Source organism: Stutzerimonas kunmingensis, from assembly GCF_021432085.1.
GTDB lineage: Bacteria > Pseudomonadota > Gammaproteobacteria > Pseudomonadales > Pseudomonadaceae > Stutzerimonas.
The window spans coordinates 3,063,410-3,087,816 of sequence record NZ_CP090366.1 but is presented as its reverse complement, the minus strand read 5'-3'; the positions used below and the strand labels follow the sequence as shown (position 1 = coordinate 3,087,816).

Sequence of the window (24,407 nt, the reverse complement as noted above, 5' to 3'; positions counted from 1 at the left end):
ACCACGCATATGACTCCAGAAGTAGCGGTGGACCTGTTTCGCGAAGGGTTGTGGATGACGGCGATGATCGTCGGCGTGCTGGTGGTGCCAAGCCTGCTGGTCGGCCTGGTGGTGGCGATGTTCCAGGCCGCGACGCAGATCAACGAGCAAACCCTGAGCTTCCTGCCGCGCCTGCTGGTGATGCTGCTGACGATGATCTGGGCTGGGCCATGGCTGGTGCGCGAGCTGATGGAGTACACCCAGAACCTTGTCCAGAACATTCCGTTGCTGATCGGGTAAGCGCGTGCTTGAGCTGAGCAATGCGCAGATCGGCGGCTGGGTAGGGCAGTTCCTGCTGCCGCTGTTCCGCATCGCCGCCTTGCTGATGAGCATGCCGCTGATCGGTACGCAGCTGGTGCCGATGAGGGTGCGGCTTTACCTGTCGCTGGCCATCGCCCTAGTACTGGTGCCGACGTTGCCGCCCATGCCGGTGGTCGAGTCGCTCAGCCTGGCCTCGTTGCTGCTGATCGCCGAGCAGCTGGTGATCGGTGTGATGCTGGGGTTCGTCCTGCAGCTTTTCTTCCACGTATTCATCGTGTCCGGCCAGTTGCTGGCCATGCAGATGGGCCTGGGTTTCGCGTCGATGGTCGATCCTGCCAACGGCATCTCGGTGCCGGTGCTCGGTCAGTTCTTCAACATGCTGGTGATCCTGTTGTTCCTCTCGGTAAACGGCCATCTGGTGGTGCTGGAGATTCTTGCCGAGAGCTTCGTGACGCTGCCGGTAGGTGGTGGTCTGTCGACCAATCATTACTGGGAGGTGGCGGGCAAGCTGGGTTGGGTCTTGGGCGCCGGGTTGCTGCTGGTGCTGCCTGCGATCACCGCACTGCTGGTGGTGAACCTGGCGTTCGGCCTGATGACGCGGGCCGCGCCGCAATTGAACATCTTCTCCATTGGCTTTCCGTTGACCCTGGTGCTGGGCCTGATCATCGTCTGGATCGGCATGGCGGACATCTTTGCGCAGTACCAGGTTTTTGTCAGCGAGGCGCTGGCCATGCTGCGTGAACTGGCGGGAGCGCGCTGATGAGAGTGGCAGGGTCGGAGGTCGCGCATGGCTGAGAGCGAAAGCGGCGCGGACAAAAGTGAGGAACCCACAGAGAAACGCCTGCGCGAATCCCGCGAAAAAGGGCAGTTGGCCCGTTCCCGCGAGCTCAGCACGGTCGCAGTGACCCTGGGCGGTATCGGCGGGCTGCTGGCGTCTGGCGCAGGTCTGGCGCAGAGCCTGATGGCGATGATGCAGGGTACCTTCGAGCTGAGCCGGGAAACGCTGCTCGACGAAGGCTCCATGGTACGACTGCTGATGGGCAGCGGCATGATTGCGCTGGAGGCGATCATGCCGCTGCTGATCGCCTTGCTGATCGCATCGATCGTCGGCCCGGTATCGCTGGGTGGCTGGTTGTTCTCGGCCAAGGCGATGGCGCCGAAGATGAGCCGGATGAATCCGGCTGCCGGGCTCAAGCGGATGTTCTCCACCAAGGCGCTGGTCGAGCTGCTCAAGGCGCTGGGCAAGTTTCTCGTGGTACTCGGCGTGGCGTTGCTGGTGCTTTCGGCCTATCAGGACGATCTGCTGTCCATCGCCAAGCAGCCGTTGGACCTGGCCATCATGCACAGTGCCGAGGTGGTTGGCTGGTGCGCCCTTTGGATGGCCTGCGGCTTGATCCTGATCGCGGCGGTGGATGTGCCGTTCCAGCTCTGGGACAACAAGCAGAAGCTGATGATGACCAAGCAGGAGGTCAAGGACGAGTACAAGGATTCCGAGGGCAAGCCGGAGGTCAAGTCACGCATCCGCCAGCTGCAGCGTGAGGCGGCGCAGCGGCGCATGATGCAGGCTGTGCCCGAGGCAGACGTGGTGATCACCAACCCGACGCACTTCGCCGTCGCCCTGAAATACGACGGCGACAAGGGCGGTGCGCCCCGGCTGGTGGCCAAGGGCGGCGACTTCGTCGCGCTGAAGATTCGTGAAATCGCCCAGGAGCACAAGGTGACGGTGCTGGAGTCGCCGGCGCTGGCGCGGGCGGTGTACTACTCGACCGAACTGGACCAGGAGATTCCCGCCGGCCTTTACTTGGCAGTGGCGCAGGTACTGGCGTACGTCTATCAGCTGCGCCAGTACCGCGCGGGCAAGGGGCGGCGGCCGGACCCCTTGAATGATGTGCCCATCCCGCCGAATCTGCGCCGCGACGACTGAGGCGCGTCACGCGGCGATTGCCGGCTCGCCGCGTGTCCCTGCGTTATTCGATGACGCCGCAGGCGACCCGCGCACCGCCACCGCCGAGGGGTTGCGGATGGTCGGAATGATTGTCTCCGCCCTGGTGAACCATCAGCGCCAAGCCTTTGATATCGCCCAGGCTCTTCAGGCGCGGCGCCAGCACTGGCTGACTGGCTTTGCCCTCGCTGTCGACGTACAGCGCCGGCAGGTCGCCCATATGGCCGTCACCCCAGGGTTCGCCATGCTTGCCGCTGTTCTTCGGGTCCCAGTGACCGCCCGCTGCGCCAGCCGGGGTCTGCTTGCCATCGATCTCGGCCGGCTCGCAACTGCCCTTGGCGTGAACGTGAAAGCCGTGGGCGCCAGGCTGCAGGCCCGATAGCTCGGGGCGGAACACCAGCCCGTATTCGCTGTTTTCGATCTTGACGCTGCCGACCGATTCGCCGACGCCCTGGGCCGTCACGGCGTTCACCTTGACGTTCAATGTATCAGCCTGAACGGCGACCGCAGTGCAGCCGGCCAGCGCGGCGATGATCCACTGTTTCATCTGGAAGCTCCTTTGTACAAACGGCGACGGGCTGTCGCCGGTTGCTAGTGTGACTGCCAGTTGTCGTTGGCGTTCGCTGGCGCGGCGGCTCGCAGGTCTGGCTAGGGACAGACCGTGCGGCGGGCTCTGCGACGGGCCGCAGAAGTTGGACCCCTTCTTGCTATAACCCGGGCAGGACGCTTGTCGCGTCAAGAATTCGTTCTGTATCCCCGGGGGCTACGTTGGATCGCACGCAACTCATCAATATTCGCAATGGCCTGACGGGTGCGGGGCGCGGCAACCTCGGCGTGCCGCTGCTGCTGCTCGTGATGATGGGCATGATGATGCTGTCGGTGCCGCCGTTCCTGCTGGATCTGCTGTTCACCTTCAACATTGCGTTGTCGATCGTCGTGCTGCTGGTCAGCGTCTATGCGTTGCGCCCGCTGGATTTCGCAGTGTTCCCGACGATTCTGCTGGTTGCCACACTGATGCGTCTGGCGTTGAACGTGGCGTCGACGCGGGTGGTGCTGATCAACGGCCATGAAGGCGGCTCCGCTGCCGGCCATGTGATCGAGGCCTTCGGTAATGTGGTGATCGGCGGCAACTACGTCGTCGGTATCGTGGTGTTCGCGATCCTGATGATCATCAACTTCGTCGTGGTGACCAAGGGTGCCGGCCGCATCTCGGAAGTGAGTGCGCGCTTCACCCTTGATGCCATGCCCGGCAAGCAGATGGCGATCGACGCCGACCTCAACGCCGGCCTGATCGACCAGGAAGAAGCCAAGAAGCGACGTAGTGAAGTGTCATCGGAAGCTGATTTCTACGGTTCCATGGATGGTGCGTCGAAGTTCGTCCGTGGTGACGCCATCGCCGGTCTGCTGATTCTCTTCATCAACCTGATCGGCGGCGTCGGTATCGGCATGGCGCAGCACGGCATGAGCTTCAGCGATGCCGGCCAGGTCTATGCACTGCTGACCATCGGTGATGGCCTGGTTGCGCAGATTCCTTCGCTGCTGCTGTCCACCGCGGCGGCCATCATGGTTACCCGCGTTACCAGTTCCGAGGACATGGGGCAGCAGGTGCAGCGGCAGATGTTCGCCTCGCCCAAGGCGCTGGCCGTTTCCGCGGCAATCATGATTGCCATGGGTCTGGTTCCCGGCATGCCGCACATGTCCTTTCTCGGCCTTGGCGCCGCGGCTGCAGCGGGTGCCTACTGGATCTGGCATCGGCAGAAGCAGGTCGTGAAGAAGGCCGAGCAGGAAGTACAGAAACAGCAGGATCTGCTCCCGGCCCAGCGTGCGGCCGAAACCAAGGAGCTGGGTTGGGACGATGTAACCCCGGTGGACATGGTGGGGCTGGAAGTTGGATACCGTCTGATTCCGCTGGTGGATCGCAACCAGGGTGGCCAGCTGCTGGCCCGAATCAAGGGCGTACGCAAGAAGCTCTCGCAGGACCTGGGTTTTCTCATGCCCTCGGTTCACATCCGTGACAACCTCGATCTGTTGCCCAACGCCTATCGCTTGACGCTGATGGGGGTGAGTCTGGCCGAGGCTGAGGTCTATCCGGATCGGGAGCTGGCGATTAACCCGGGCCAGGTGTTCGGGCCGCTCAATGGCATTACCGCCAGAGATCCGGCGTTCGGGCTGGAGGCGGTCTGGATCGAAGCGAGCCAGCGTGATCAGGCGCAGTCGCTTGGTTATACCGTGGTGGATGCCAGTACGGTGGTCGCCACCCACCTCAATCAGGTGCTGCACAAGCATGCCCACGAACTGCTTGGCCATGAGGAGGTCCAGCAGCTGTTGCAGCTGCTGGCCAAGAGCTCGCCCAAGCTGGCCGAGGAGCTGGTGCCCGGGATGGTTTCGCTGTCCACGCTGCTCAAGGTGCTGCAAGCCTTGCTGCAGGAGCAGGTGCCGGTGCGCGACATCCGGACCATCGCCGAGGCCATCGCCAATGCGGCCGCCAAGAGTCAAGATCCCGCCGCAATGGTTGCTGCGGTACGCGTCGCATTGTCTCGCGCAATCGTGCAAAACGTTGTGGGACTAGAGCCGGAGCTGCCTGTGATCACTCTGGAGCCTCGGTTGGAACAGATTTTGCTCAATAGCCTGCAGAAGGCTGGTCAAGGCTCCGAAGACGGCATTTTGCTGGAGCCGGGAATGGCCGAAAAGTTGCAAAGGTCCCTGGTAGAAGCAGCACAGCGTCAAGAAATGCTCGGCAAGCCGGCGGTACTGCTGGTAGCCGGCCCGGTACGGGCGATGCTGTCGAGATTCGCGCGTCTGGCGGTACCGAACATTCATGTTCTGGCCTACCAGGAAATACCGGACAACAAGCAGGTCACCATCGTCTCGACGGTGGGTCAGAATTAACCGAGGGTGCAGGCCATGCAGGTCAAACGTTTCTTCGCCGCCGATATGCGCATCGCCATGAAAATGGTTCGCGACGAGCTGGGCGCCGATGCCGTGATCATCGGCAATCGCCGGGTGGCCGGTGGCGTCGAGCTGACCGCTGTGCTCGATTACCCCATGCAGTCCGCGCCGGCGGCCAACAAGCCCAACCCGGCGCTGGAAGCCGAATTGCGCAAGACGCAGTCGCGGCTGGCCAATGCACATGCCGAGCTGAGCGCTGCGCCGCGCGCGAAGATGCAGGATCGTCAACTGGTTGACGAGAAGCCTGCCGTCGCGGCCAGCAAGGTGCAGCCCGATACGGTCGCCGAGCCTTCACCCGCGGCCGACTCCCGAGCCATCGAAGCGATGTACTCGGAACTGCACGGTTTGCGCGAGCTGATCGAAGTGCAGCTCGGCTCGATCGCCTGGGGCCAGGAGCAGAGCCGTCGCCCGCAGCAGGCAGGCCTCTGGCGCCGTCTGCAACGCCTGGGCCTGCCGGCCGAGCTGTCGCGTAGCCTGCTGGAAAAGGTCGCCGGCATTAACGAGCCGCGTCAGGCCTGGCGCATGGTGCTGGCGTATCTGGCGCAGGCAATCAAGGTCACCAAGAACGAGCCGCTGGAAGAGGGCGGTGTGATTGCTCTGGTCGGCCCAGCAGGCGTCGGCAAGACCACTACGCTGGCCAAGCTGGCTGCTCGCTACGTGCTGAAACACGGCGCGCAGAGCATTGCGCTGGCCAGCATGGACAATTATCGGATCGGTGCGCAGGAACAGCTCAAGACACTGGGCCGGATCCTCGACGTGCCGGTGGTGCAGATCGATCCTAGCCAGCCGCTGAGCAAATCGCTGGCCTCGCTGGCGCGTAAGCGGATCATCCTGATCGACACCGCCGGCTTGCCGGCAAGCGATCCGACGCTGCGCATGCAGCTCGAAGCGCTGTCGGACAAGGGCGTCAAATCGAAGAATTACCTGGTGCTGGCGGCAACCAGCCAGAGCCAGGTGCTCAAGGCTGCATGGCACAACTATCGTCGTTGTGGGCTGGCCGGTTGTATCCTGACGAAGCTCGACGAGGCGGGCAGCCTTGGCGATGTGCTCGGTCTCACGATCAGCCAGCATTTGCCGATAGCCTACCTGGCCGATGGTCCCCGGATTCCTGACGACCTGCATCTGCCGCGCAGCCATCAGCTGGTCAGCCGGGCGGTGAGCCTGCAGTCCGGCGAGGAGCCGAGCGAAGAAACCATGGCCGACATGTTCGCCGGGTTGTACAACGGCTCGTCACGGCGGGCTGGATGATGCTGCGACAGCGGTACTCGAATGAATCAGATGCGTGCCATGCGGACGCATCGCCGGCCGCAAGGCCCCAGCAAGATATAGGCATGTGAACATGGGTATGCATCCCGTACAGGTGATTGCGGTGACTGGCGGCAAGGGTGGCGTCGGCAAGACCAACGTGTCGGTCAATCTGGCACTGGCGCTGGCGGACCTCGGCCGGCGTGTGGTGTTGCTTGACGCCGACCTTGGCCTGGCCAACGTCGACGTGCTGCTGGGGCTTACCACCAAGCGCACCCTGGCTGACGTCATCGCCGGCGAATGTGATCTGCGCGACGTACTGATCCAGGGGCCGGGTGGCATCCGCGTAGTGCCGGCCGCATCCGGCACGCAGAGCATGGTGCAGCTGTCTTCCCTGCAGCACGCCGGGTTGATCCAGGCGTTCAGCGAGCTTGGCGACGAGCTCGACGTGCTGATCATCGACACCGCGGCTGGCATCGGCGATTCCGTAGTGAGCTTCGTGCGCGCAGCTCAGGAAGTGCTGCTGGTGGTCACCGACGAGCCCACGTCCATCACCGACGCCTATGCACTTATCAAGCTGCTGAACCGCGATTACGGCATCAGCCGCTTCCGCGTGTTGGCCAACATGGCTCACGCACCGCAGGAAGGCCGCAATTTGTTCGCCAAGCTGACCAAGGTTACCGAGCGCTTTCTCGACGTGGCGCTGCAGTATGTCGGTGCAGTCCCTTACGACGAAGCGGTGCGCAAGGCCGTGCAGAAGCAGCGCGCAGTCTATGAAGCGTACCCGCGCTCGAAATGTGCACTAGCCTTCAAGGCGATCGCGCAGAAGGTTGATACCTGGCCTCTGCCGGCGACGCCGCGGGGTCATCTCGAGTTCTTCGTAGAGCGCCTCATCAGCCCCGCTTCACCCAGCCACGAATGACAGGTGCCGGATCCGCTATGTATTACAGCAAGGCTCAGGCAAAGGATGCGCAGTACCGCCTGATCGATCAGTACGCCCCGTTGGTCAAGCGAATCGCTTACCACTTGTTGGCGCGTCTGCCTGCAAGCGTGCAAGTGGACGATCTGATTCAGGCTGGAATGATCGGACTGCTGGAAGCAGCTAAGAAATACGACGCCGGCAAGGGTGCCAGCTTTGAAACCTACGCCGGTATCCGCATTCGCGGCACCATGCTGGACGAAGTCCGCAAGGGTGACTGGGCGCCGCGTTCGGTACATCGCAATTCGCGGATGGTCAGCGAGGCGATCCGGGCGATCGAAGCGAAAACCGGGCGCGACGCTAAAGATCACGAGGTTGCGGCCGAACTTAAGCTAAGTCTCGACGAGTATTACGGCATTCTTGGCGATACGCTGGGTAGTCGCCTGTTCAGCTTCGACGATCTGCTGCAGGAAGGCGATCATGGCGAGCTCGAGGAGGACGCTGCCAGTCTCTACCCGGAGCCGTTCCGTGATCTCGAGGATGAACGTTTTCAGCAGGCGCTGGCCGACGCCATCGCCAACCTGCCCGAGCGTGAAAAGCTGGTGCTGTCGCTGTATTACGACGAAGAATTGAATTTGAAGGAAATCGGTCAGGTGCTGGGGGTCAGCGAGTCGCGTGTGAGCCAGTTGCATAGCCAGTGCGCTGCGCGCTTGCGCGCGCGCCTCGGCGAATGGCGCGCCAATTAACGATTGTTTGCGGTATGACGTGCTCGGTTTGCTGAGGCATTTTGGGACTTACGGAGGTCGACTTGGACAAGAACATGAAAATCCTCATCGTCGATGACTTCTCGACGATGAGACGAATCATCAAGAACCTCCTGCGTGATCTGGGGTTCACCAACACCGCTGAAGCGGATGACGGTACTACCGCGCTGCCGATGCTCAAGAGCGGCAGCTTCGACTTCCTGGTGACCGACTGGAACATGCCGGGAATGAGCGGAATCGATCTGCTGCGCACCGTGCGTGCCGATGAGCGCCTCAAGCACCTGCCGGTGCTGATGGTGACGGCCGAAGCGAAACGCGATCAGATCATCGAAGCCGCCCAGGCCGGGGTTAACGGCTATGTGGTCAAGCCTTTCACTGCCCAGGTGCTCAAGGAGAAGATCGAGAAGATCTTCGAGCGCGTCAACGGCTGAAGCAGCAACGCCGCGAGGGCACTATGACGCAAGCAGACCAAAGCCTGGCAGAGTTCGAAGCAACTCTGAAGGCGCATGCACCCAAGTTGATCGAAAGTCTGCAGCAGGGCCGCTTCGATGAAGCGACGCAGATGTTCAATGAGCTGAATCAGGTGCGCAACCACGGGCTCTATCTGGAGGTTGGCAAGCTCACCCGAGAGCTGCACAACGCCATCGTCAAGCTCGAGATGGACACCTGCGCCACTGGCGGTGATCCGTCGCCGATCACGGACGCGACCGATCGCCTGTCCTACGTGGTGGAGATGACCGAGAAGGCTGCCAACCGCACCATGGACCTGGTCGAAGAATCAGCGCCGCTGGTGAACTACGTGAGCTATGAGGCGCAGAGCCTGACAGCCGACTGGCAGCGCTTCATGCGTCGTGAGATGAATGCCGATCAGTTCCGCGATCTGGTCAAGCGCATCGACCAGTACCTGCAGCGCAGCATGAACGATGGCGGCCAGCTGTCGCAGAACCTCAGCGAAATCATGCTCGCGCAGGACTTCCAGGACCTGACGGGCCAGGTGATCAAGCGAGTGACGCGTCTCATCACTGAACTCGAAAGCAACCTGCTTAACCTGGTCCTGATGGCGGGGCAGGTCGATCGCGTGGCGGGCATCCAGCATGACCGCGAAGCGATGCGCGCCGAGCAGGAAAAGAAAAAACAAGAAAAAGAGCCTTCCAAGGGTGAAGGTCCGCAGATGCATGCCGATATGCGTGAAGACGTCGTTTCCGGCCAGGACGATGTCGATGATCTGCTTTCAAGCCTGGGCTTTTAGGGGAAGTGAATATGAGCTTCGACGCCGATGAAGAAATCCTCCAGGACTTCCTGGTAGAGGCCGGCGAGATTCTCGAACTATTGTCCGAGCAACTCGTGGAGCTGGAAAGCAGCCCCGATGACATGGCGTTGCTCAATGCGATTTTTCGCGGGTTCCATACGGTCAAGGGCGGTGCCGGGTTCCTCCAGCTGCATGAGCTGGTGGAGTGCTGCCATATCGCCGAAAACGTCTTCGACATCCTGCGCAAGGGTGAGCGTCGAGTCGATTCCGAACTGATGGATGTCGTTCTGCAGGCGCTCGACGCCGTGAACGCGATGTTCAGCCAGGTCCGCGAGCGCGTCGAGCCGACGCCAGCCTCGCGTGAGTTGCTTGCGGCGCTGGCACGTCTGGCGGAGCCAGCCTCGGCTGATGAGCCAGCGCCGGCAGTCGAACCGCAGGTCGTGGCCGAATCCCGGTCCGAGGGCGCCGATAGCGAATTCGAACAGATGCTCGATGCCATTCAGCCGTCCGCCAGCGAGCCGGCTGCGGCCGAAGTAGCGACTGGCCCTGCCACCGACGAGATTACCGACGACGAATTCGAGTCGCTGCTCGACCAGCTGCATGGCAAGGGACAATTCTCTGCCGCTGCGGGTGCCTCGATGCCTGCCGAGAGCGAGTTCGTTGCTGCGCCGACCAGTGACGAAATCACCGATGACGAATTTGAAGCCTTGCTGGACCAGCTGCATGGCAAGGGCAAGTTCGAAGCGGCCCCGGCTGAACCCGCTGCGCCGGCAAGCGCCGAACCGGCAAAGGGCGGTGGTACAGCTGGTGCAGCTGACGAGATCACCGACGACGAGTTCGAAGCACTGCTCGATCAACTGCATGGCAAGGGCAAGTTCGAGCCTGCGGTCGTCGAGACCCCGGCTGAACCTGCTGCGGCTGTGCCGATCAAACCGGCGCCCAAGCCTGCCCCTGCTGCTGCTCCGGCCAAGGCCGCTCCGGCAGCTGCGGTGAGCAAGCCGGCCGCTGCTGCTCCGGCGGAAAAGCCTCCGGCCGAGGCCGAGACCACCGTGCGCGTCGATACCGCACGCCTGGACGAGATCATGAACATGGTCGGCGAGCTGGTGCTGGTGCGTAACCGTCTGGTACGCCTGGGCTCCAACAGCGGCGACGAGGCGATGGCCAAGGCCGTCTCCAACCTCGACGTGGTGACGGCCGATCTGCAGAGTGCGGTGATGAAGACCCGCATGCAGCCGATCAAGAAGGTCTTCGGTCGCTTCCCGCGCCTGGTCCGCGACCTGGCTCGCAGCCTGAAGAAAGAGATCAACCTTGAGCTCGTCGGTGAAGAAACCGACCTCGACAAGAACCTGGTCGAAGCCCTGGCCGATCCGCTGGTGCACCTGGTGCGCAACGCGGTCGACCACGGTATCGAGATGCCCGAGGAGCGCGAAGCCGCCGGCAAGCCACGTACCGGACGGGTAGTGCTTTCCGCCGAGCAGGAAGGCGACCATATCCTGTTGATCATCAGTGATGACGGCAAGGGTATGGATGCCAACGTCCTGCGCGCCAAGGCCGTCGAGAAAGGCATGCTGGAGAAGGATGCCGCCGATCGCCTGAGCGACCTGGAGTGCTATAACCTGATCTTCGCGCCGGGCTTCTCGACCAAGACCGAGATTTCCGACGTGTCCGGCCGCGGTGTCGGCATGGACGTGGTCAAGACCAAGATTTCCCAGCTCAATGGCACAGTGAACGTGTTCTCCACCAAGGGCCAGGGCTCGCGGGTGGTGATCAAGGTGCCGCTGACCCTGGCGATCATGCCGACCCTGATGGTCATGCTCGGCAACCAGGCCTTCGCCTTCCCGCTGGTCAACGTCAACGAGATCTTCCACCTCGACCTGTCGCGGACCAACGTCGTCGATGGCCAGGAAGTGGTGATCGTCCGCGACAAGGCGCTGCCGCTGTTCTACCTCAAGCGCTGGCTGGTCAACGATGCGGCTCAGGAAGAGCAGCGTGAAGGCCATGTAGTAATTCTCAGCGTCGGCAATCAGAGCATCGGCTTCGTCGTCGATCAGCTCGTGGGACAGGAAGAAGTGGTCATCAAGCCGCTTGGCAAGATGCTGCAGGGTACGCCTGGCATGTCCGGTGCGACGATCACCGGCGATGGCCGCATCGCGCTGATTCTCGATGTTCCCAGCATGCTCAAGCGCTACGCACGCAGGATTTGATTCAGTCAGGCAGCGCTTACCTCGGATGGGATGGGAGCGCTGCCGCTAGGAGTGATGTATGGCAGTCAAGGTCCTGGTCGTCGACGATTCCGGCTTCTTTCGTCGGCGCGTCTCGGAAATCCTTTCCTCTGATTCGAATATCCAGGTCGTCGGCACCGCCACCAACGGACGCGAGGCGATCGACCAGGTGCTGGCGTTGAAGCCGGATGTCATCACCATGGACTACGAGATGCCGATGATGGACGGCATCACGGCGGTGCGGCAGATCATGCAGCGCTGCCCCACACCGGTGTTGATGTTTTCCTCGCTGACGCACGAAGGCGCTCGGGTCACCCTCGATGCACTGGATGCCGGCGCCGTCGACTATCTGCCGAAGAACTTCGAAGACATTTCGCGTAACCCGGATAAGGTCAAGCAGCTGCTGTGCGAGAAGGTACATACCGTCTCGCGCAGCAACCGGCGCTACAGCACGTTCTGTACCTCGAGCGTAAGTACGCCGCCGGTATCCGCGCGTGGCACTGCCTCGACATTGGCTACTGCAGCGCCCCGGATCGGCGCTACAACGCCAGCGCCCGCGGCGCCGGCAGCTCGTTCGCCGGCGCCCAAGCGCAAGGCGTATAAGCTGGTGGCCATTGGTACGTCTACTGGCGGTCCGGTGGCGCTGCAGCGTGTGCTCACTCAGCTCCCGGCGAATTTCCCCGCGCCGATCGTGCTCATCCAGCACATGCCGGCCGCGTTCACCAAAGCCTTCGCCGATCGTCTGGACAAGCTTTGCCGCATTCGTGTCAAGGAAGCCGAAGACGGCGATGTACTGCGTCCGGGGCTTGCTTTGCTGGCACCGGGTGGCAAGCAGATGATGATCGATGGCCGCGGTGCGGTTCGCATCCTGCCGGGCGATGATCGCCTCAACTACAAGCCTTGCGTCGACGTTACCTTCGGTTCGGCCGCCAAGTCGTTTCACGACAAGGTGCTGGCGGTGGTGCTGACCGGCATGGGTGCCGATGGTCGCGAAGGCGCACGGTTGCTCAAGCAGAGCGGCAGCCAGGTGTGGGCGCAGGATGAAGCCAGCTGCGTGATCTATGGCATGCCGATGGCGGTGGTCAAAGCCAACCTGAGTGATGCGGTCTACGGGCTCGACGATATCGGTCGCAATCTGGCCGAGGCGTGCATCTGATGGAGGCCCGCCTCTAATGGACGTGCTCAGCCTGATCGGGCTGCTGTTGGCGTTCGTCGCCATCGTTGGGGGCAATTTTCTCGAGGGCGGCCATATCTCGGCGCTGCTCAATGGGCCGGCCGCGTTGATCGTGCTTGGCGGTACCCTGGGTGCCGTGCTGCTGCAGACGCCCATCGCCGTGTTCATGCGGGCGATGAGTATCGGTCGCTGGATATTCTTTCCGCCGCGCATCGATCTCGCGCGCGGCATCCTCATGGTCACTACCTGGAGCAATACTGCGCGCAAGGAGGGGTTGCTCGGCCTCGAGCCGGTCGCCGAGACGGAACCCGACCCATACGCGCGCAAGGGCCTGCAGTTGCTTGTCGATGGCGCCGAGCCGGAAGTGATTCGCAGCATCCTCGAGGTCGATCTGTATACCCAGGAGGGGCGTGACCTGCGCGCGGCCAAGGTCTACGAGAGCATGGGTGGCTACTCGCCGACCATCGGCATCATCGGCGCGGTAATGGGGTTGATCCACGTGATGGGCAATCTGGCCGATCCCAGCCAGCTGGGCAGCGGCATCGCCGTTGCGTTCGTGGCGACCATCTATGGCGTCGCTTTCGCCAACCTGCTGGTGCTGCCGGTCGGCAACAAGCTGAAGAGCGTCGTCCAGCGGCAGACCGCCTATCGCGAGATGCTGCTGGAGGGCGTGTTGTCCATTGCCGAGGGCGAAAATCCGCGTTCCATCGAGATGAAGCTGCAAGGCTTCATGGACTGACCGCCATGGCCAGACGCAGACCACCGGAAGAGCACGAGAATCACGAGCGATGGCTGGTGTCCTACGCCGACTTCATCACGCTGTTATTTGCCTTCTTCGTGGTGATGTACTCGATCTCCTCGATCAACGAGGGCAAGTACAAGATCCTCTCCGATTCGCTGGTCGGCGTGTTCAATCAGGTCGATCGTTCGGTCAAGCCCATCCCCATCGGTGAGGAGCGACCTCGGACCACCGAGGCGGAAGTGTCCCAGGTCGAGGATCTGTCGGGCCCGGCTTCGTCGGCGGGGAAGCCGACCGTCGATCCGCTGGAGCGGATTGCGCAGAGCATGCGCGAGACGTTCGGCGAGCTGATCGCCAACGAGCAATTGACGATCCGTGGCAATGAGCTGTGGATCGAGATCGAACTCAACTCCAGCCTGCTGTTCCCCAGCGGCGATGCGCTTCCCAACGACCAGGCATTTCTGCTGATCGACAAGGTCGCCGGAATTCTGGCCCCTTTCGACAACCCGATCCATGTCGAAGGGTTTACCGACAATCTGCCAATCAGCACCAGCCAGTTCCCGACCAACTGGGAGCTGTCCGCAGCCCGCGCTGGCAGCGTTGTGAGGATGCTTGCGGCGCAGGGGGTGGACCCTTCGCGGATGGCAGCGGTGGGCTATGGCGAATTTCAGCCCGTGGCGGACAACGCGACAGCCGAAGGCCGGGCGCGCAACCGGCGGGTGATTCTGGTGGTGTCGCGCAATCTCGATGTGCGCCGAAGTGTCACCGGAATGGGTAGCAGCAATGTACGGCCTGACGATGCGTTGCGTCGGGCTGGCACACAATCTGCACCGGCTGTGTCCATGTAAGCGCTTCAGGGCGCAGTCGTCAAAACACCGTCGCTTTGCCGTTTTCAGGCAATGCCGTTCCGGTCAGCTTCGCCGGGTGGAAGATCAATGAGAGTCTGGGCTGTAGCCAATCAAAAGGGTGGGGTGGGCAAGACCACTACGTCGATCGCACTGGCGGGCTTGCTGGCCGATTCCGGCAAGCGCGTCGTCGTGCTGGATCTGGATCCACATGGGTCGATGACCAGCTATTTCGGGCATGATCCCGATAACCTGGACCATAGCGTCTTCGATCTCTTCCAGCACCAGGGTACCGTGCCGGATGGCCTGCCGTGGCAGCTGCTGCTGGCCACCAGTCACGAGCGTATCTCGCTGATGCCTTCCAGTACCGTGCTGGCGACACTCGAGCGCCAGTCGCCCGGGCAGAACGGCCTCGGGCTGGTCATTGCCAAGAGCCTGTCGCAGCTTTGGCAGGACTTCGATTACGCCATCATCGACAGCCCGCCGCTGCTCGGTGTGCTGATGGTCAACGCGCTGGCTGCCAGTCAGCAGCTGGTGATTCCGGTGCAGACGGAGTTTCTGGCGATGAAGGGTCTCGAGCGAATGGTCAGCACGCTGTCGATGATCAACCGTTCGCGCAAGCAAGCGCTGCCTTACACCATCGTGCCGACCTTGTTCGACCGCCGCACCCAGGCCTCGATGAATACGCTCAAGGTACTGCGAGCCGGTTATGCCGATCATCTCTGGCCAGCGTTCATCCCGGTCGATACGCGGCTGCGCGATGCCAGCCGCGCCGGCCTGACGCCTTCGCAGTTCGATCCGACCAGTCGTGCGGTTCTTGCCTATCGGGCCTTGCTCAAGCATCTGCTGGCGTCGCAAGTGTCTCCGCAGGTGGCGTGAAGTGCCATGCCGCTCGGCGCCTGCCAGCTCAAGTTTGTCGCGCCAGTGGCCGATAGCCTGTTCAGATTCTCATAACGAGTTCGTTCCATGAGCCGCACCGTCCTAACCGAAACCCGATCCCAGCAGGCGCTGCAGTCCTATCTCGATGGGCTGTTGCAGGACGCTGCCATTGAACTGGCCGACTCGGTCAGTCAGGACGAATTCCAGGCGGCCGTGCTCGAGGAGCAACTGCGTGATACGCGGCAGAGCCAACCGCCGCGTCTTGAAATAGTCCAGCCGGCGCCGCCGCCCGTGGTGGAAGCGCCTCTAACGATGCCGCCGGTGCCGACTATTGAGCCGGTCGTGGAGCTCGAGGTTGCGCCGCAGCTGCCCAGCGAGCCAGTCGAAGCCGTGCCTGACGCCCATCCGGGTTGGGGGGAGGAGCCTTTCGAGTGCCTGCTGTTCGATGTGGCAGGGTTGACCCTGGCGGTGCCGCTGGTGTGTCTGGGCTCCATCTATCCGCTGGCCGGGCAGGAACTGACGCCGCTGTTCGGTCAGCCCGACTGGTTTCTTGGCATACTGCCGAGCCAGTCAGGCAATCTGAAGGTGCTGGACACCGCGCGCTGGGTGATGCCTGATCGGTATCGTGACGACTTCCGCGAGGGGTTGCAGTACGTGATCTCGGTTCAGGGCTACGAATGGGGGCTGGCGGTCCATCAGGTCAGTCGCTCGATTCGCCTCGACCCCAGTGAGGTCAAGTGGCGTACGCAGCGCAGTCAGCGTCCATGGCTGGCCGGTACGGTAATCGAGCATATGTGCGCGCTGGTCGACGTGACTGCGCTGGCCGAGCTGATCGCCAGTGGCGCTGTGAAACAGATGCAGGGCGCGACGAAGCCGCGGACGCATTGAAAGCAAACAATTGACGGTCGCGCCTGTTGCGCGGCCCGGCGATAGAATCGACCGCCATTGCGGTAACTGAAGAAGGTGGGGCTATGAAGATGACGTCTGCGCAAGGTTCCGAAGATCCTGTACTGCAATGGGTGACCTTCCGTCTGGACAACGAGACGTACGGTATCAACGTGATGCAGGTCCAGGAGGTGTTGCGTTATACCGAGATCGCGCCGGTACCGGGTGCTCCGAGCTATGTGCTCGGCATCATCAACCTGCGCGGCAATGTGGTGACGGTGATCGACACGCGTCAGCGTTTCGGCCTGGAAACCGCGTCGGTATCGGACAATACTCGAATCGTGATCATCGAGGCGGATCGTCAGGTCATCGGGATCATGGTCGATAGCGTTGCCGAGGTGGTCTATCTTCGCCAATCCGAGATCGAAACTGCGCCCAACGTCGGTAATGATGAGTCGGCCAAATTCATTCAGGGCGTCTGCAACAAGAACGGCGAGCTGCTGATTCTGGTCGAACTCGACAAGATGATGAGCGAAGAAGAATGGGCCGAGCTTGAGAGCATCTGATACATGCTGATCGCGTCGCTGGTCGCATCGTTGGTTGCGCTGGCCTTCTGCTGTCTTGGGCTGCTGGGCTTCTGCCTGTGGCTGCTCAGGCGGCAGCGGTTTCTGGCCGAACAACAGCAGCAACGCGATGCGAACAGGGATAAGCGCATCAAGGAGCTGAGCAGCCGCCTGGATGCCTATCTGGAAGGCAGCTTGCGCATGGGTGATGAGTTGCGTGAGCTGAGTCGCACGCTGGCGCCGTTGCCGGACAAGCTCACCCAGCTGGAACAGCGCGACCCCAACAACTTCTCCTTCTCCCAGGCGGCCAAACTGGTCGGCATGGGCGCAAGCGTCGACGACCTGACGCAGTCCTGTGGCCTGTCGCAATCCGAAGCGGAGCTGATGAGCAAACTGCATCAGGCTCGCAAGAAACCCTGATTGCGGTTTTTCCGTCGACTGGTCGTCCCTTCCAGGCCTTGTGCCGGAACCTCCCACACCCTGCACATTCCAATCCGTATCAGCTTGGCATTGCTGAGCTTGTCCAGGTCCCATGCTTGGGGCGAGGAGGGCAATGATGCGGCTTACTCTCATTCTGTTGCTGTTCATGGTTTCGCTTGGCGCTCAGGCCGTCGAGGCGCCAGACGATGTGGACGGCGCAATGACCGTAAACGTCTTTCAAGCCAAGCGCCTTCATGAACTGGGCGCCGTCTTCATCGATGTGCGTGCCGACCGCGAATGGTTATGGGGCCACGTGGAAGGCGCCGTGCACTTCGATCTGGCCAGTGATTTCGTCAGCCTGGCCGGGCCGGAGTGGCCGCGTGAGCTTCCGCTGGTGATTTACTGCGACAGCGAAATCTGCCCGCGCAGCGCGGAAGCCGCAAGAATGGCCGTGGCCTGGGGCTACCAGCGGGTGTTCTATTTCCGTGCCGGCTATTTCGCCTGGCAGCTGCATGATCTCCCTCAGGTCACTGGTGAAGATCGTGCAGCCGTCGTACTCAACGCGCAGGCCCACTGAGTTGCGGCAGGGGCGGCGCTGGTTCGCCTGAGCTCCGTTCGTGGAACCCTGGCGGGCATTTGCCCTTGAGGTACCAGGCAAAGGCGATGATCTCCGCGATGGTGCGGTATAACGCTTCCGGGATCTCGTCGCCCAGCTCAAGCTTCGCCAGCAATCTCACCAGATCGGCGTTCTCGTAGATCGGCACCTCATGTTCCCGAGCGATGGCGAGGATCGTCTCGGCCAGTTCGTCATCACCCTTGGCGCTCAGGCTCGGCGCGTTGACACCGTCATAGCTGAGCGCGATTGCCTGGCGTGGCTGCTTGTCGGTCATGCCTTCTCGTCCACGAAGCGTTGCTCCAGATTGGTGCTCGGACCCTGCGGTGGCGTGCCTTGCCTGCAGCTCAATTCTCCGACACTCAGCCCGGCTGCCTGTAGGCGCTCACGCAGATGGGTAAGTTCGGTCGCCACCAACTGGGCCGTGGCACTGCGCTCGGCCCACAGCTGGCTGGTGAGGGTGCCGCGCGTCAACTGTGCTTGAACTTGCAGTGGCCCGAGTGGTGCGACATCGAATGCGAGTTCGATCTTCCAGAGCGGCTCGCCACGCTCCTTCTCCTGCTTTCTCGGCTCTTCTTCGCGCTGCAGCTTGATTTGCAGCGGCACGATATCGCGCTGGTCGCGCATTGGCAGCTCCAGCTGCCAGGTGGTGAGGAGGGCGCCGTCCGGGCCGATTTGTGTCTGCGCGAGACTGGACAGTTGATGGGTCTGCAGCCTGGATACCGCGGCGGCTGCGAGCTTGAGCAGCATTTCGAGGTCGGCTTCTTCTTCCAGGCTAGGCGGCAGTCGGGTTGGTAGCGGGAACCCCAGCGCGAGCTGACGGACATTGCTTTGCGCCAGGGAGCCCAGTGCTTGCCGCGCAAATGCAGGCAACGCCTGGCCCATGGCGGCACTGGCCTGGGCGCAGACCAGCGGCGTGCTACCTGGAAGATTGGGCATTTGCGCCAGTAGGCGCAGCAGTCCAGCCTTGAGGTCGCCCTGCAGTCCTTCGGTTTGCCCGGCCAGCAAGCGCGCTTCAAGGAACACGCCGCTCCTGGCCAGCGCTGCGGCGAGTGCCTTGGCATCGCCCAGTTGCTGCATTTCGGGTATCAGCCCCAGCAGTTTTTCGGCGGCGCCGCGCAGCCCCTCGGGGAGAGCCCCGGTACCACCCTGTAGAGCCTTGAACAGGCCTTCCAGCGAGGCCTGGCGGTTGTGTTGGGCGCCCAGTTGCTCGCCGAGATGCAGCTGATCGAGGCGCCCGCTCAGCGGAAGGAATGCGAGGGATTGGTCGCCTTTGACCTGCGCTGTCAGCAGGCTGCCGAGTGCCAGCGGGTTGGCTGATTCGATATTCAGCTTCTGTCCAGCGACGGGGCTGTTGAGCAGGCTGATGACCGCCTTGAAGATCTTCTGCCCGTCCTCCGACTGCTGTTGACTGGTCGCCACGACACGGCCCTGGATGACGCTGCCGACCGGCAGTTGCTGAAGGTCGATCATCGAGGCGGGCTGGCGCCCGGCGATCTGTGGAGCGGCCAGCAACCGGGTGTCGGACAGGGCGGTGATGACGTATGCGGTGCCGGGTGGCGGTGCCTTGTTGCTGCTGACCTCGACGGTCGCCTGGCGCCCGCTGCCCATGGTCAGCCGCAGCACCAGCCGAAATGCCTGCGCCGCTTCCCTGATGCTGACTACCTCCGCTTCGGCGTTTTCGCCAGCCGCCAGAAGGCCTTGCATCGGTTGCAGCAGTTTCAAAGCGAGGTCATTCGCCGCTGCCGCCTGGCGCGGCGCGCTGCTTGGGGGCAGGGCAGTGGTACTCTTGATCTCGGTCATCTTTCCTCAAATGCTCTTACAACCTTTCGCGTTCGCGGCCCTCGGCACCAAAGGTTGCCATGTATAATTCCGCCCGCCTGGCCCTGCTTCCTGAGTATAGCGGCCAGGCCTTTTTCATCTTGAGGTGTCGCCAGCCGTGTCAACTCCCTTTCTCGAAGCCGTAGCCCTCGCTTGCGAACGGGATTGGCGGCTGCTTTTCGACAAGTTGGATCTGCGTCTCGAGAGTGGGGAAATGCTGCAGATTTCCGGGCCCAATGGCAGCGGCAAAACCAGTCTGCTGCGCCTGCTATGCGGCCTGATGCAACCAACCGCAGGCGAGGTGCTGCTCAAGGGCCGGTCGCTCAGCGCTCAGCGTGGTGAACTGGCACGCAACCTGTTGTGGATCGGCCATGCTGCTGGCATCAAGGGCTTGCTGACAGCTGAGGAGAATCTCACTTGGCTCTGTGCGTTGCACCAGCCGGCCAGCCGCGAGGCGATATGGCATGCACTTGCCGAAGTGGGACTGCGCGGGTTCGAAGACGTGCCCTGTCATACCCTTTCTGCTGGCCAGCAGCGCCGCGTGGGGTTGGCGCGTCTGTATCTCTCGCCACCGCCGCTGTGGATTCTCGATGAGCCATTTACCGCGCTCGACAAACATGGCGTGGCGCAGCTTGAGAGGCATCTCGCAGCGCATTGCGAGCAGGGCGGACTGGTCGTACTGACCACTCACCACAGCCTGACGGAAAAGCCTACCGGCTACTGTGAGCTCGATCTGGGACAGCGAGCCGCATGAGCAGCGTATTCACTCTTCTGCTGGCGCGCGAGACGCGTCTGCTGTTCCGTCGCCCGGCTGAGCTGGCCAACCCGCTGGTGTTCTTCGCCATCGTTATCGCGTTGTTCCCGCTTGCGGTAGGGCCGGAGACTCAGCTTCTGCAAACCATCTCTCCCGGCTTGGTCTGGGTGGCAGCATTACTGGCCGTTCTGCTGTCACTGGATGGTCTTTTTCGCAGTGATTTCGAAGATGGCTCGCTCGAGCAGTGGGTCGTTTCGCCGCACCCGCTCGCGCTCCTGGTTCTCGCCAAGGTACTGGCGCACTGGGCTTTTTCCGGGTTGGCGCTGGTGCTGCTGGCGCCGCTGTTGGGCTTGATGTTGGGTCTGCCGCTTGGGACCATTCCGGTGCTGCTGGTTTCACTGTTGCTGGGGACGCCGATTCTGAGTCTGCTCGGTGCGGTGGGCGCGGCGTTGACGGTAGGATTGAAGCGGGGTGGCTTGCTGCTGGCGTTGCTCATCCTGCCGCTCTACATCCCGGTACTGATTCTCGGCAGCGGCGCCCTGCAAGCGTCGTTGCAAGGTCTACCGGCAGTCGGTCACCTGCTTTGGCTGGCCAGTCTGACTGCGTTGGCCGTTACCCTTACACCCTTTGCGATAGCTGCCGGGCTGAAGATCAGCGTTGGCGAATAGCGACACACCCAGATGGCCGGCGCTCACACCCGGTCGATGTAACGAATCTCGGGGCCTGCATTTGCAAGGTCCCGCTGGACGACGAGTCATCCGATGAACTGGACATGGTTTCACAAGCTGGGCTCACCCAAATGGTTCTACGAGATCAGCGGCCGCTGGCTGCCCTGGCTTGCCTGGGCAGCCGTGCTGCTGGTCAGCGTCGGTATGGTCTGGGGTCTGGCGTTCGCGCCTGAGGATTACCAGCAGGGCAACAGCTTCCGGATCATCTATATCCACGTGCCGGCTGCGTTTCTCGCTCAGTCGATCTACGTGATGCTCGCCGTGGCGGGGGTGGTCGGGCTCGTCTGGAAGATGAAGCTGGCCGATGTGGCTCTGCAGCAGGCTGCCCCCATCGGTGCCTGGATGACCTTCATCGCCCTGTTGACCGGCGCGGTCTGGGGCAAGCCAACCTGGGGTGCCTGGTGGGTATGGGACGCGCGGCTGACCTCGATGCTCATCCTGCTGTTTCTGTACTTCGGCATCATTGCGCTCGGACAGGCGATCAGCAATCGTGACAGCGCGGCCAAGGCGTGCGCTGTGCTGGCCATCGTCGGAGTGGTGAACATCCCGATCATCAAGTATTCGGTGGAGTGGTGGAACACGCTGCACCAGCCGGCAACGTTCACCGTCACCGAAAAACCGGCGATGCCAGCGGAAATGTGGCTGCCGCTCCTGGTGATGGTGATCGGCTTCTACTGCTTCTTCACCGTGGTGCTGCTGATGCGCATGCGCCTGGAAGTGCTGCGTCGCGAATCGCGCGCCAGCTGGGTGAAGAATGAGGTCAAGGCCCTGGTAGGAAACAACTCGTGAACTTTTCATCCTTCGCGGATTTCATCGCCATGGGCAATCATGGCGTGTACGTCTGGACGTCCTATGGCATCAGCCTGGCTGTCCTGATTCTCAACGTCGCGCTGCCAGCCTTGGCACGCCGGCGTTACCTGCAAGATGAGGCGCGTCGTTTGCGCCGGGAGGAGTCGAAGTGAATCCGGTGCGCAAGAAGCGTCTTTTCATCGTCCTGGCGATCCTCGCCGGTGTCGGTATCGCCGTGGCGCTGGCGTTGTCCGCTCTGCAGCAGAACATCAACCTGTTCTACACGCCGACCCAGATCGCAGCGGGGGAGGCTCCTGAGGGCACCCGGATTCGAGCAGGCGGCCTGGTCGAAGAGGGTTCGGTGAAGCGTACCAACGACTCACTCAGCGTCGCCTTCCGTGTCACTGATGGCGCCCAGGCGATCACTATCACTTACCAGGGAATTCTCCCGGACCTGTTCCGCGAAGGGCAGGGTATCGTCGCGCTGGGTCGGGTCAATTCCGAGGGCGTTCTGGTTGCCGACGAAGTGCTGGCCAAGCATGACGAAAACTACATGCCGCCCGAAGTAACTCAGGCGCTGGAGAAGAGCGGCATGATGAAGCACTACGAGGGCGGTAAGCAGGAGTACGCGAAATGATTCCCGAGCTCGGCCATCTGGCGATGATTCTGGCGCTGTGCCTGGCAGTGGTCCAGGCCACGCTGCCGCTGATCGGTGCTTGGCGCGGTGACCGACAGTGGATGGGCCTGGCCCAACCAGCCGCCTGGGGTCAGTTCGCCTTTCTCGGTTTCTCCTTCGCCTGCCTGACCTACGCCTTCATGGTCGACGATTTCTCCGTTGCCTACGTCGCCCACAACTCCAACAGTGCCTTGCCCTGGTACTACAAGTTCAGCGCAGTCTGGGGTGCTCACGAAGGCTCCTTGCTGCTGTGGGCCTTCATCCTGGCCGGCTGGACCTTTGCCGTGGCGATCTTCTCCCGCCAGCTACCGGAAGACATGCTGGCGCGCGTGCTCGGCGTCATGGGTTTGATCAGCATCGGTTTCCTGCTCTTTCTTATCGTCACCTCGAACCCCTTCGAGCGGCTGCTGCCGCAGGTTCCAATGGATGGACGCGACCTCAATCCACTGCTGCAGGATTTCGGTTTGATCGTCCACCCGCCCATGCTTTACATGGGGTACGTGGGTTTCTCGGTGGCGTTCGCCTTTGCGATCGCCGCGTTGCTGGGGGGGCGCCTTGACGCGGCCTGGGCGCGCTGGTCGCGTCCTTGGACGCTCGTCGCCTGGGCCTTCCTCGGCCTGGGCATCGCCCTTGGCTCCTGGTGGGCCTATTACGAGCTCGGCTGGGGCGGCTGGTGGTTCTGGGATCCGGTGGAAAACGCCTCCTTCATGCCCTGGCTGGTCGGTACGGCGCTGATTCACTCGTTGGCAGTGACCGAGAAGCGCGGCGTGTTCAAGAGTTGGACCGTGTTGCTGGCAATCGCGGCGTTCTCGCTGAGCCTGCTTGGGACCTTCCTGGTCCGTTCCGGCGTGCTGACGTCGGTGCATGCGTTTGCTACCGATCCCGAGCGTGGCGTGTTCATTCTGATCTTTCTGCTGATGGTGGTAGGCGGCTCGCTGACGCTGTTTGCCATGCGCGCGCCTGTGGTCAAGAGCCAGGTCGGGTTCGGCCTGTGGTCGCGCGAGACTCTGCTGCTAGTCAATAACCTGCTGTTGGTCGTCGCCACGGCGATGATTCTCCTCGGCACGCTCTATCCGCTGCTGCTGGACGCATTGTCCGGTGCCAAGCTTTCCGTCGGCCCACCGTACTTCAATGCGATGTTCGTTCCGCTGATTGGCGCGCTGATGCTGACGTTGGGTGTCGGAATCCTGGTGCGCTGGAAGGACACTCCGCTGAAGTGGTTGCTCGGCATGCTCACACCAGTGCTGATCACTAGCGTAGTGCTTGGTGGCCTGGGCTCGTTGCTGTTCGGTGACTTCAACTGGGCGGTACTTGCGGTGTCCTTGCTGGCGGCCTGGGTGGTGATCGCTGGCGTCCGTGATCTGCTGGACAAGACGCGCCACAAGGGTTTGTTCAAGGGCATGCGCAGCCTCGCGCCAAGCTACTGGGGCATGCATCTGGCGCACCTCGGGCTGGCGGTCTGTGCCATTGGCGTGGTACTCACCAGCCACCAAAGTGCGGAGCGCGATCTGCGCCTGGCTCCTGGGGAGTCGCTGTCGCTTGGCGGCTATGAGTTCGTCTTCGAAGGCGCGGTGCATCACGAAGGACCGAACTTCACGTCGGACAAGGCGACCATTCGCGTGCTCGACGGCGACAAGCAGATCGCCACGCTGCACCCGGAAAAGCGCCTGTACACCGTGCAGCAGATGCCGATGACCGAGGCGGGTATCGATGCGGGCTTCACCCGCGACCTTTATGTCGCGCTGGGTGAGCCGCTGGGTGATGGGGCGTGGGCCGTGCGTGTTCACATCAAGCCCTTCGTTCGCTGGATCTGGCTCGGAGCGCTGATGATGGGGCTCGGCGGTGTGCTGGCGGCGAGTGATCGTCGTTATCGAGTCAAGGTGAAGACCCGCGTGCGCGAAGCGCTGGGCATGGCCGCACAAGGAGCCTGA

Annotated in this window: 27 protein-coding genes; 24 read left to right on the top strand and 3 right to left on the bottom strand. The window is 62.3% G+C overall.

The genetic code is table 11. From position 1 onward, the window contains the following. Positions 1–9: 9 nt before the first annotated feature. Genes fliQ through flhB form a run of 3 tightly spaced genes read left to right on the top strand, consistent with a single transcriptional unit; the run spans position 10 to position 2,224 of the window. Positions 10–279: a flagellar biosynthesis protein FliQ gene (fliQ, locus tag LW136_RS14510; RefSeq protein ID WP_102832867.1), complete on the top strand. Its 270-nt coding sequence runs from the start codon at positions 10–12 to the stop codon at positions 277–279. Between the two features lie 4 nt (positions 280–283). Next, complete coding sequence (gene fliR, locus LW136_RS14505; RefSeq protein ID WP_014820856.1) at positions 284–1,060, top strand: flagellar biosynthetic protein FliR; 777 nt, start codon at positions 284–286, stop codon at positions 1,058–1,060. Positions 1,061–1,087: 27 nt separating this feature from the next. Beyond that, positions 1,088–2,224 carry a flagellar biosynthesis protein FlhB gene (gene flhB / locus LW136_RS14500; RefSeq protein WP_014820855.1) on the top strand — a complete coding sequence of 379 codons (1,137 nt, stop codon included), beginning with the start codon at positions 1,088–1,090 and terminating at the stop codon, positions 2,222–2,224. 43 nt (positions 2,225–2,267) lie between these two features. Here the strand turns inward: flhB and sodC are convergent, their stop codons facing one another. After that, positions 2,268–2,789, bottom strand: a complete 522-nt coding sequence (sodC, locus tag LW136_RS14495; RefSeq protein ID WP_014820854.1) for a superoxide dismutase family protein — start codon at positions 2,787–2,789, stop codon at positions 2,268–2,270. Between the two features lie 221 nt (positions 2,790–3,010). Between sodC and flhA the strand changes: the two genes are divergently transcribed. The 15 genes from flhA (at position 3,011) to LW136_RS14420 (ending at position 17,672) form a co-directional block, all read left to right on the top strand. Next, positions 3,011–5,131 carry a flagellar biosynthesis protein FlhA gene (gene flhA / locus LW136_RS14490; RefSeq protein WP_045666631.1) on the top strand — a complete coding sequence of 707 codons (2,121 nt, stop codon included), beginning with the start codon at positions 3,011–3,013 and terminating at the stop codon, positions 5,129–5,131. A 15-nt stretch (positions 5,132–5,146) separates the two neighbouring features. Further along, positions 5,147–6,439, top strand: a complete 1,293-nt coding sequence (gene flhF / locus LW136_RS14485) for a flagellar biosynthesis GTPase FlhF (protein WP_042926986.1) — start codon at positions 5,147–5,149, stop codon at positions 6,437–6,439. Between the two features lie 91 nt (positions 6,440–6,530). Beyond that, positions 6,531–7,358 carry a flagellar synthesis regulator FleN gene (gene fleN, locus LW136_RS14480; protein WP_014820851.1) on the top strand — a complete coding sequence of 276 codons (828 nt, stop codon included), beginning with the start codon at positions 6,531–6,533 and terminating at the stop codon, positions 7,356–7,358. 17 nt (positions 7,359–7,375) lie between these two features. Beyond that, a complete protein-coding gene (gene fliA, locus LW136_RS14475) occupies positions 7,376–8,101 on the top strand; it encodes an RNA polymerase sigma factor FliA (protein ID WP_102832866.1) in 726 nt (241 codons plus the stop codon). Positions 8,102–8,175: 74 nt separating this feature from the next. Next, a complete protein-coding gene (locus tag LW136_RS14470; RefSeq protein WP_011913679.1) occupies positions 8,176–8,550 on the top strand; it encodes a chemotaxis response regulator CheY in 375 nt (124 codons plus the stop codon). A gap of 23 nt (positions 8,551–8,573) precedes the next feature. After that, complete coding sequence (locus LW136_RS14465) at positions 8,574–9,368, top strand: protein phosphatase CheZ (protein ID WP_014820849.1); 795 nt, start codon at positions 8,574–8,576, stop codon at positions 9,366–9,368. A gap of 11 nt (positions 9,369–9,379) precedes the next feature. Further along, on the top strand, positions 9,380–11,572 hold the full coding sequence (locus LW136_RS14460; protein ID WP_042926983.1) for a chemotaxis protein CheA: 2,193 nt from the start codon (positions 9,380–9,382) through the stop codon (positions 11,570–11,572). Between the two features lie 58 nt (positions 11,573–11,630). Next, positions 11,631–12,746 (top strand): protein-glutamate methylesterase/protein-glutamine glutaminase, encoded by a 1,116-nt coding sequence (locus tag LW136_RS14455; RefSeq protein ID WP_042926982.1) that lies wholly within the window; start codon positions 11,631–11,633, stop codon positions 12,744–12,746. Between the two features lie 16 nt (positions 12,747–12,762). Further along, positions 12,763–13,503, top strand: coding sequence for a flagellar motor protein (locus tag LW136_RS14450; RefSeq protein ID WP_014820846.1), 741 nt, complete (start codon positions 12,763–12,765; stop codon positions 13,501–13,503). 5 nt (positions 13,504–13,508) lie between these two features. Beyond that, on the top strand, positions 13,509–14,351 hold the full coding sequence (gene motD / locus LW136_RS14445; protein WP_014820845.1) for a flagellar motor protein MotD: 843 nt from the start codon (positions 13,509–13,511) through the stop codon (positions 14,349–14,351). Between the two features lie 87 nt (positions 14,352–14,438). Continuing rightward, positions 14,439–15,227, top strand: a complete 789-nt coding sequence (locus LW136_RS14440; protein ID WP_014820844.1) for a ParA family protein — start codon at positions 14,439–14,441, stop codon at positions 15,225–15,227. Positions 15,228–15,314: 87 nt separating this feature from the next. After that, entirely contained in the window at positions 15,315–16,115 is an 801-nt protein-coding gene (locus LW136_RS14435; protein ID WP_090521211.1) for a CheW domain-containing protein, read from the top strand. A gap of 83 nt (positions 16,116–16,198) precedes the next feature. After that, positions 16,199–16,678, top strand: coding sequence for a chemotaxis protein CheW (locus tag LW136_RS14430; RefSeq protein ID WP_014820842.1), 480 nt, complete (start codon positions 16,199–16,201; stop codon positions 16,676–16,678). A gap of 3 nt (positions 16,679–16,681) precedes the next feature. Further along, complete coding sequence (locus LW136_RS14425; RefSeq protein ID WP_041014448.1) at positions 16,682–17,095, top strand: DUF2802 domain-containing protein; 414 nt, start codon at positions 16,682–16,684, stop codon at positions 17,093–17,095. 136 nt (positions 17,096–17,231) lie between these two features. Then, positions 17,232–17,672: a rhodanese-like domain-containing protein gene (locus LW136_RS14420; RefSeq protein ID WP_014820840.1), complete on the top strand. Its 441-nt coding sequence runs from the start codon at positions 17,232–17,234 to the stop codon at positions 17,670–17,672. Here LW136_RS14420 and LW136_RS14415 read toward each other — a convergent pair. Further along, positions 17,653–17,985, bottom strand: a complete 333-nt coding sequence (locus LW136_RS14415) for an EscU/YscU/HrcU family type III secretion system export apparatus switch protein (protein ID WP_023446671.1) — start codon at positions 17,983–17,985, stop codon at positions 17,653–17,655. The two genes, LW136_RS14420 and LW136_RS14415, sit on opposite strands and share 20 nt — an antisense overlap. Continuing rightward, entirely contained in the window at positions 17,982–19,511 is a 1,530-nt protein-coding gene (fliK, locus tag LW136_RS14410; RefSeq protein WP_090521209.1) for a flagellar hook-length control protein FliK, read from the bottom strand. The genes LW136_RS14415 and fliK overlap by 4 nt, the downstream gene beginning before the upstream one ends. A 136-nt stretch (positions 19,512–19,647) precedes the next feature. On the opposite strand from fliK, the gene ccmA reads away from it, so the two are divergent. The 6 genes from ccmA to LW136_RS14380 all read left to right on the top strand — a co-directional run bounded on the left by ccmA (position 19,648) and on the right by LW136_RS14380 (position 24,407). After that, positions 19,648–20,283, top strand: a complete 636-nt coding sequence (ccmA, locus tag LW136_RS14405) for a cytochrome c biogenesis heme-transporting ATPase CcmA (protein ID WP_014820837.1) — start codon at positions 19,648–19,650, stop codon at positions 20,281–20,283. After that, positions 20,280–20,951, top strand: a complete 672-nt coding sequence (ccmB, locus tag LW136_RS14400) for a heme exporter protein CcmB (protein ID WP_014820836.1) — start codon at positions 20,280–20,282, stop codon at positions 20,949–20,951. The genes ccmA and ccmB overlap by 4 nt, the downstream gene beginning before the upstream one ends. A 93-nt stretch (positions 20,952–21,044) precedes the next feature. Further along, positions 21,045–21,800 (top strand): heme ABC transporter permease, encoded by a 756-nt coding sequence (locus LW136_RS14395; protein WP_090521208.1) that lies wholly within the window; start codon positions 21,045–21,047, stop codon positions 21,798–21,800. Continuing rightward, positions 21,797–21,973 (top strand): heme exporter protein CcmD, encoded by a 177-nt coding sequence (gene ccmD / locus LW136_RS14390; protein ID WP_014820835.1) that lies wholly within the window; start codon positions 21,797–21,799, stop codon positions 21,971–21,973. The genes LW136_RS14395 and ccmD overlap by 4 nt, the downstream gene beginning before the upstream one ends. Beyond that, on the top strand, positions 21,970–22,437 hold the full coding sequence (ccmE, locus tag LW136_RS14385) for a cytochrome c maturation protein CcmE (protein WP_041014444.1): 468 nt from the start codon (positions 21,970–21,972) through the stop codon (positions 22,435–22,437). The genes ccmD and ccmE overlap by 4 nt, the downstream gene beginning before the upstream one ends. Beyond that, positions 22,434–24,407, top strand: coding sequence for a heme lyase CcmF/NrfE family subunit (locus LW136_RS14380; protein ID WP_023446668.1), 1,974 nt, complete (start codon positions 22,434–22,436; stop codon positions 24,405–24,407). Before ccmE ends, LW136_RS14380 begins: the two co-directional genes overlap by 4 nt.

Excerpts from the sequence above, each read along its gene's own strand:
- fliQ (WP_102832867.1), top strand. The coding sequence starts at position 10 with ATGACTCCAGAAGTAGCGGTGGACCTGTTTCGCGAAGGGTTGTGGATG.
- flhB (WP_014820855.1), top strand. The coding sequence starts at position 1,088 with ATGGCTGAGAGCGAAAGCGGCGCGGACAAAAGTGAGGAACCCACAGAG.
- sodC (WP_014820854.1), bottom strand. The coding sequence starts at position 2,789 with ATGAAACAGTGGATCATCGCCGCGCTGGCCGGCTGCACTGCGGTCGCC.
- flhF (WP_042926986.1), top strand. The coding sequence starts at position 5,147 with ATGCAGGTCAAACGTTTCTTCGCCGCCGATATGCGCATCGCCATGAAA.
- fleN (WP_014820851.1), top strand. The coding sequence starts at position 6,531 with ATGGGTATGCATCCCGTACAGGTGATTGCGGTGACTGGCGGCAAGGGT.
- fliA (WP_102832866.1), top strand. The coding sequence starts at position 7,376 with ATGTATTACAGCAAGGCTCAGGCAAAGGATGCGCAGTACCGCCTGATC.
- LW136_RS14470 (WP_011913679.1), top strand. The coding sequence starts at position 8,176 with ATGAAAATCCTCATCGTCGATGACTTCTCGACGATGAGACGAATCATC.
- LW136_RS14465 (WP_014820849.1), top strand. The coding sequence starts at position 8,574 with ATGACGCAAGCAGACCAAAGCCTGGCAGAGTTCGAAGCAACTCTGAAG.
- LW136_RS14460 (WP_042926983.1), top strand. The coding sequence starts at position 9,380 with ATGAGCTTCGACGCCGATGAAGAAATCCTCCAGGACTTCCTGGTAGAG.
- LW136_RS14455 (WP_042926982.1), top strand. The coding sequence starts at position 11,631 with ATGGCAGTCAAGGTCCTGGTCGTCGACGATTCCGGCTTCTTTCGTCGG.
- LW136_RS14450 (WP_014820846.1), top strand. The coding sequence starts at position 12,763 with ATGGACGTGCTCAGCCTGATCGGGCTGCTGTTGGCGTTCGTCGCCATC.
- motD (WP_014820845.1), top strand. The coding sequence starts at position 13,509 with ATGGCCAGACGCAGACCACCGGAAGAGCACGAGAATCACGAGCGATGG.
- LW136_RS14440 (WP_014820844.1), top strand. The coding sequence starts at position 14,439 with ATGAGAGTCTGGGCTGTAGCCAATCAAAAGGGTGGGGTGGGCAAGACC.
- LW136_RS14435 (WP_090521211.1), top strand. The coding sequence starts at position 15,315 with ATGAGCCGCACCGTCCTAACCGAAACCCGATCCCAGCAGGCGCTGCAG.
- LW136_RS14430 (WP_014820842.1), top strand. The coding sequence starts at position 16,199 with ATGAAGATGACGTCTGCGCAAGGTTCCGAAGATCCTGTACTGCAATGG.
- LW136_RS14425 (WP_041014448.1), top strand. The coding sequence starts at position 16,682 with ATGCTGATCGCGTCGCTGGTCGCATCGTTGGTTGCGCTGGCCTTCTGC.
- LW136_RS14420 (WP_014820840.1), top strand. The coding sequence starts at position 17,232 with ATGCGGCTTACTCTCATTCTGTTGCTGTTCATGGTTTCGCTTGGCGCT.
- LW136_RS14415 (WP_023446671.1), bottom strand. The coding sequence starts at position 17,985 with ATGACCGACAAGCAGCCACGCCAGGCAATCGCGCTCAGCTATGACGGT.
- fliK (WP_090521209.1), bottom strand. The coding sequence starts at position 19,511 with ATGACCGAGATCAAGAGTACCACTGCCCTGCCCCCAAGCAGCGCGCCG.
- ccmB (WP_014820836.1), top strand. The coding sequence starts at position 20,280 with ATGAGCAGCGTATTCACTCTTCTGCTGGCGCGCGAGACGCGTCTGCTG.
- LW136_RS14395 (WP_090521208.1), top strand. The coding sequence starts at position 21,045 with ATGAACTGGACATGGTTTCACAAGCTGGGCTCACCCAAATGGTTCTAC.
- LW136_RS14380 (WP_023446668.1), top strand. The coding sequence starts at position 22,434 with ATGATTCCCGAGCTCGGCCATCTGGCGATGATTCTGGCGCTGTGCCTG.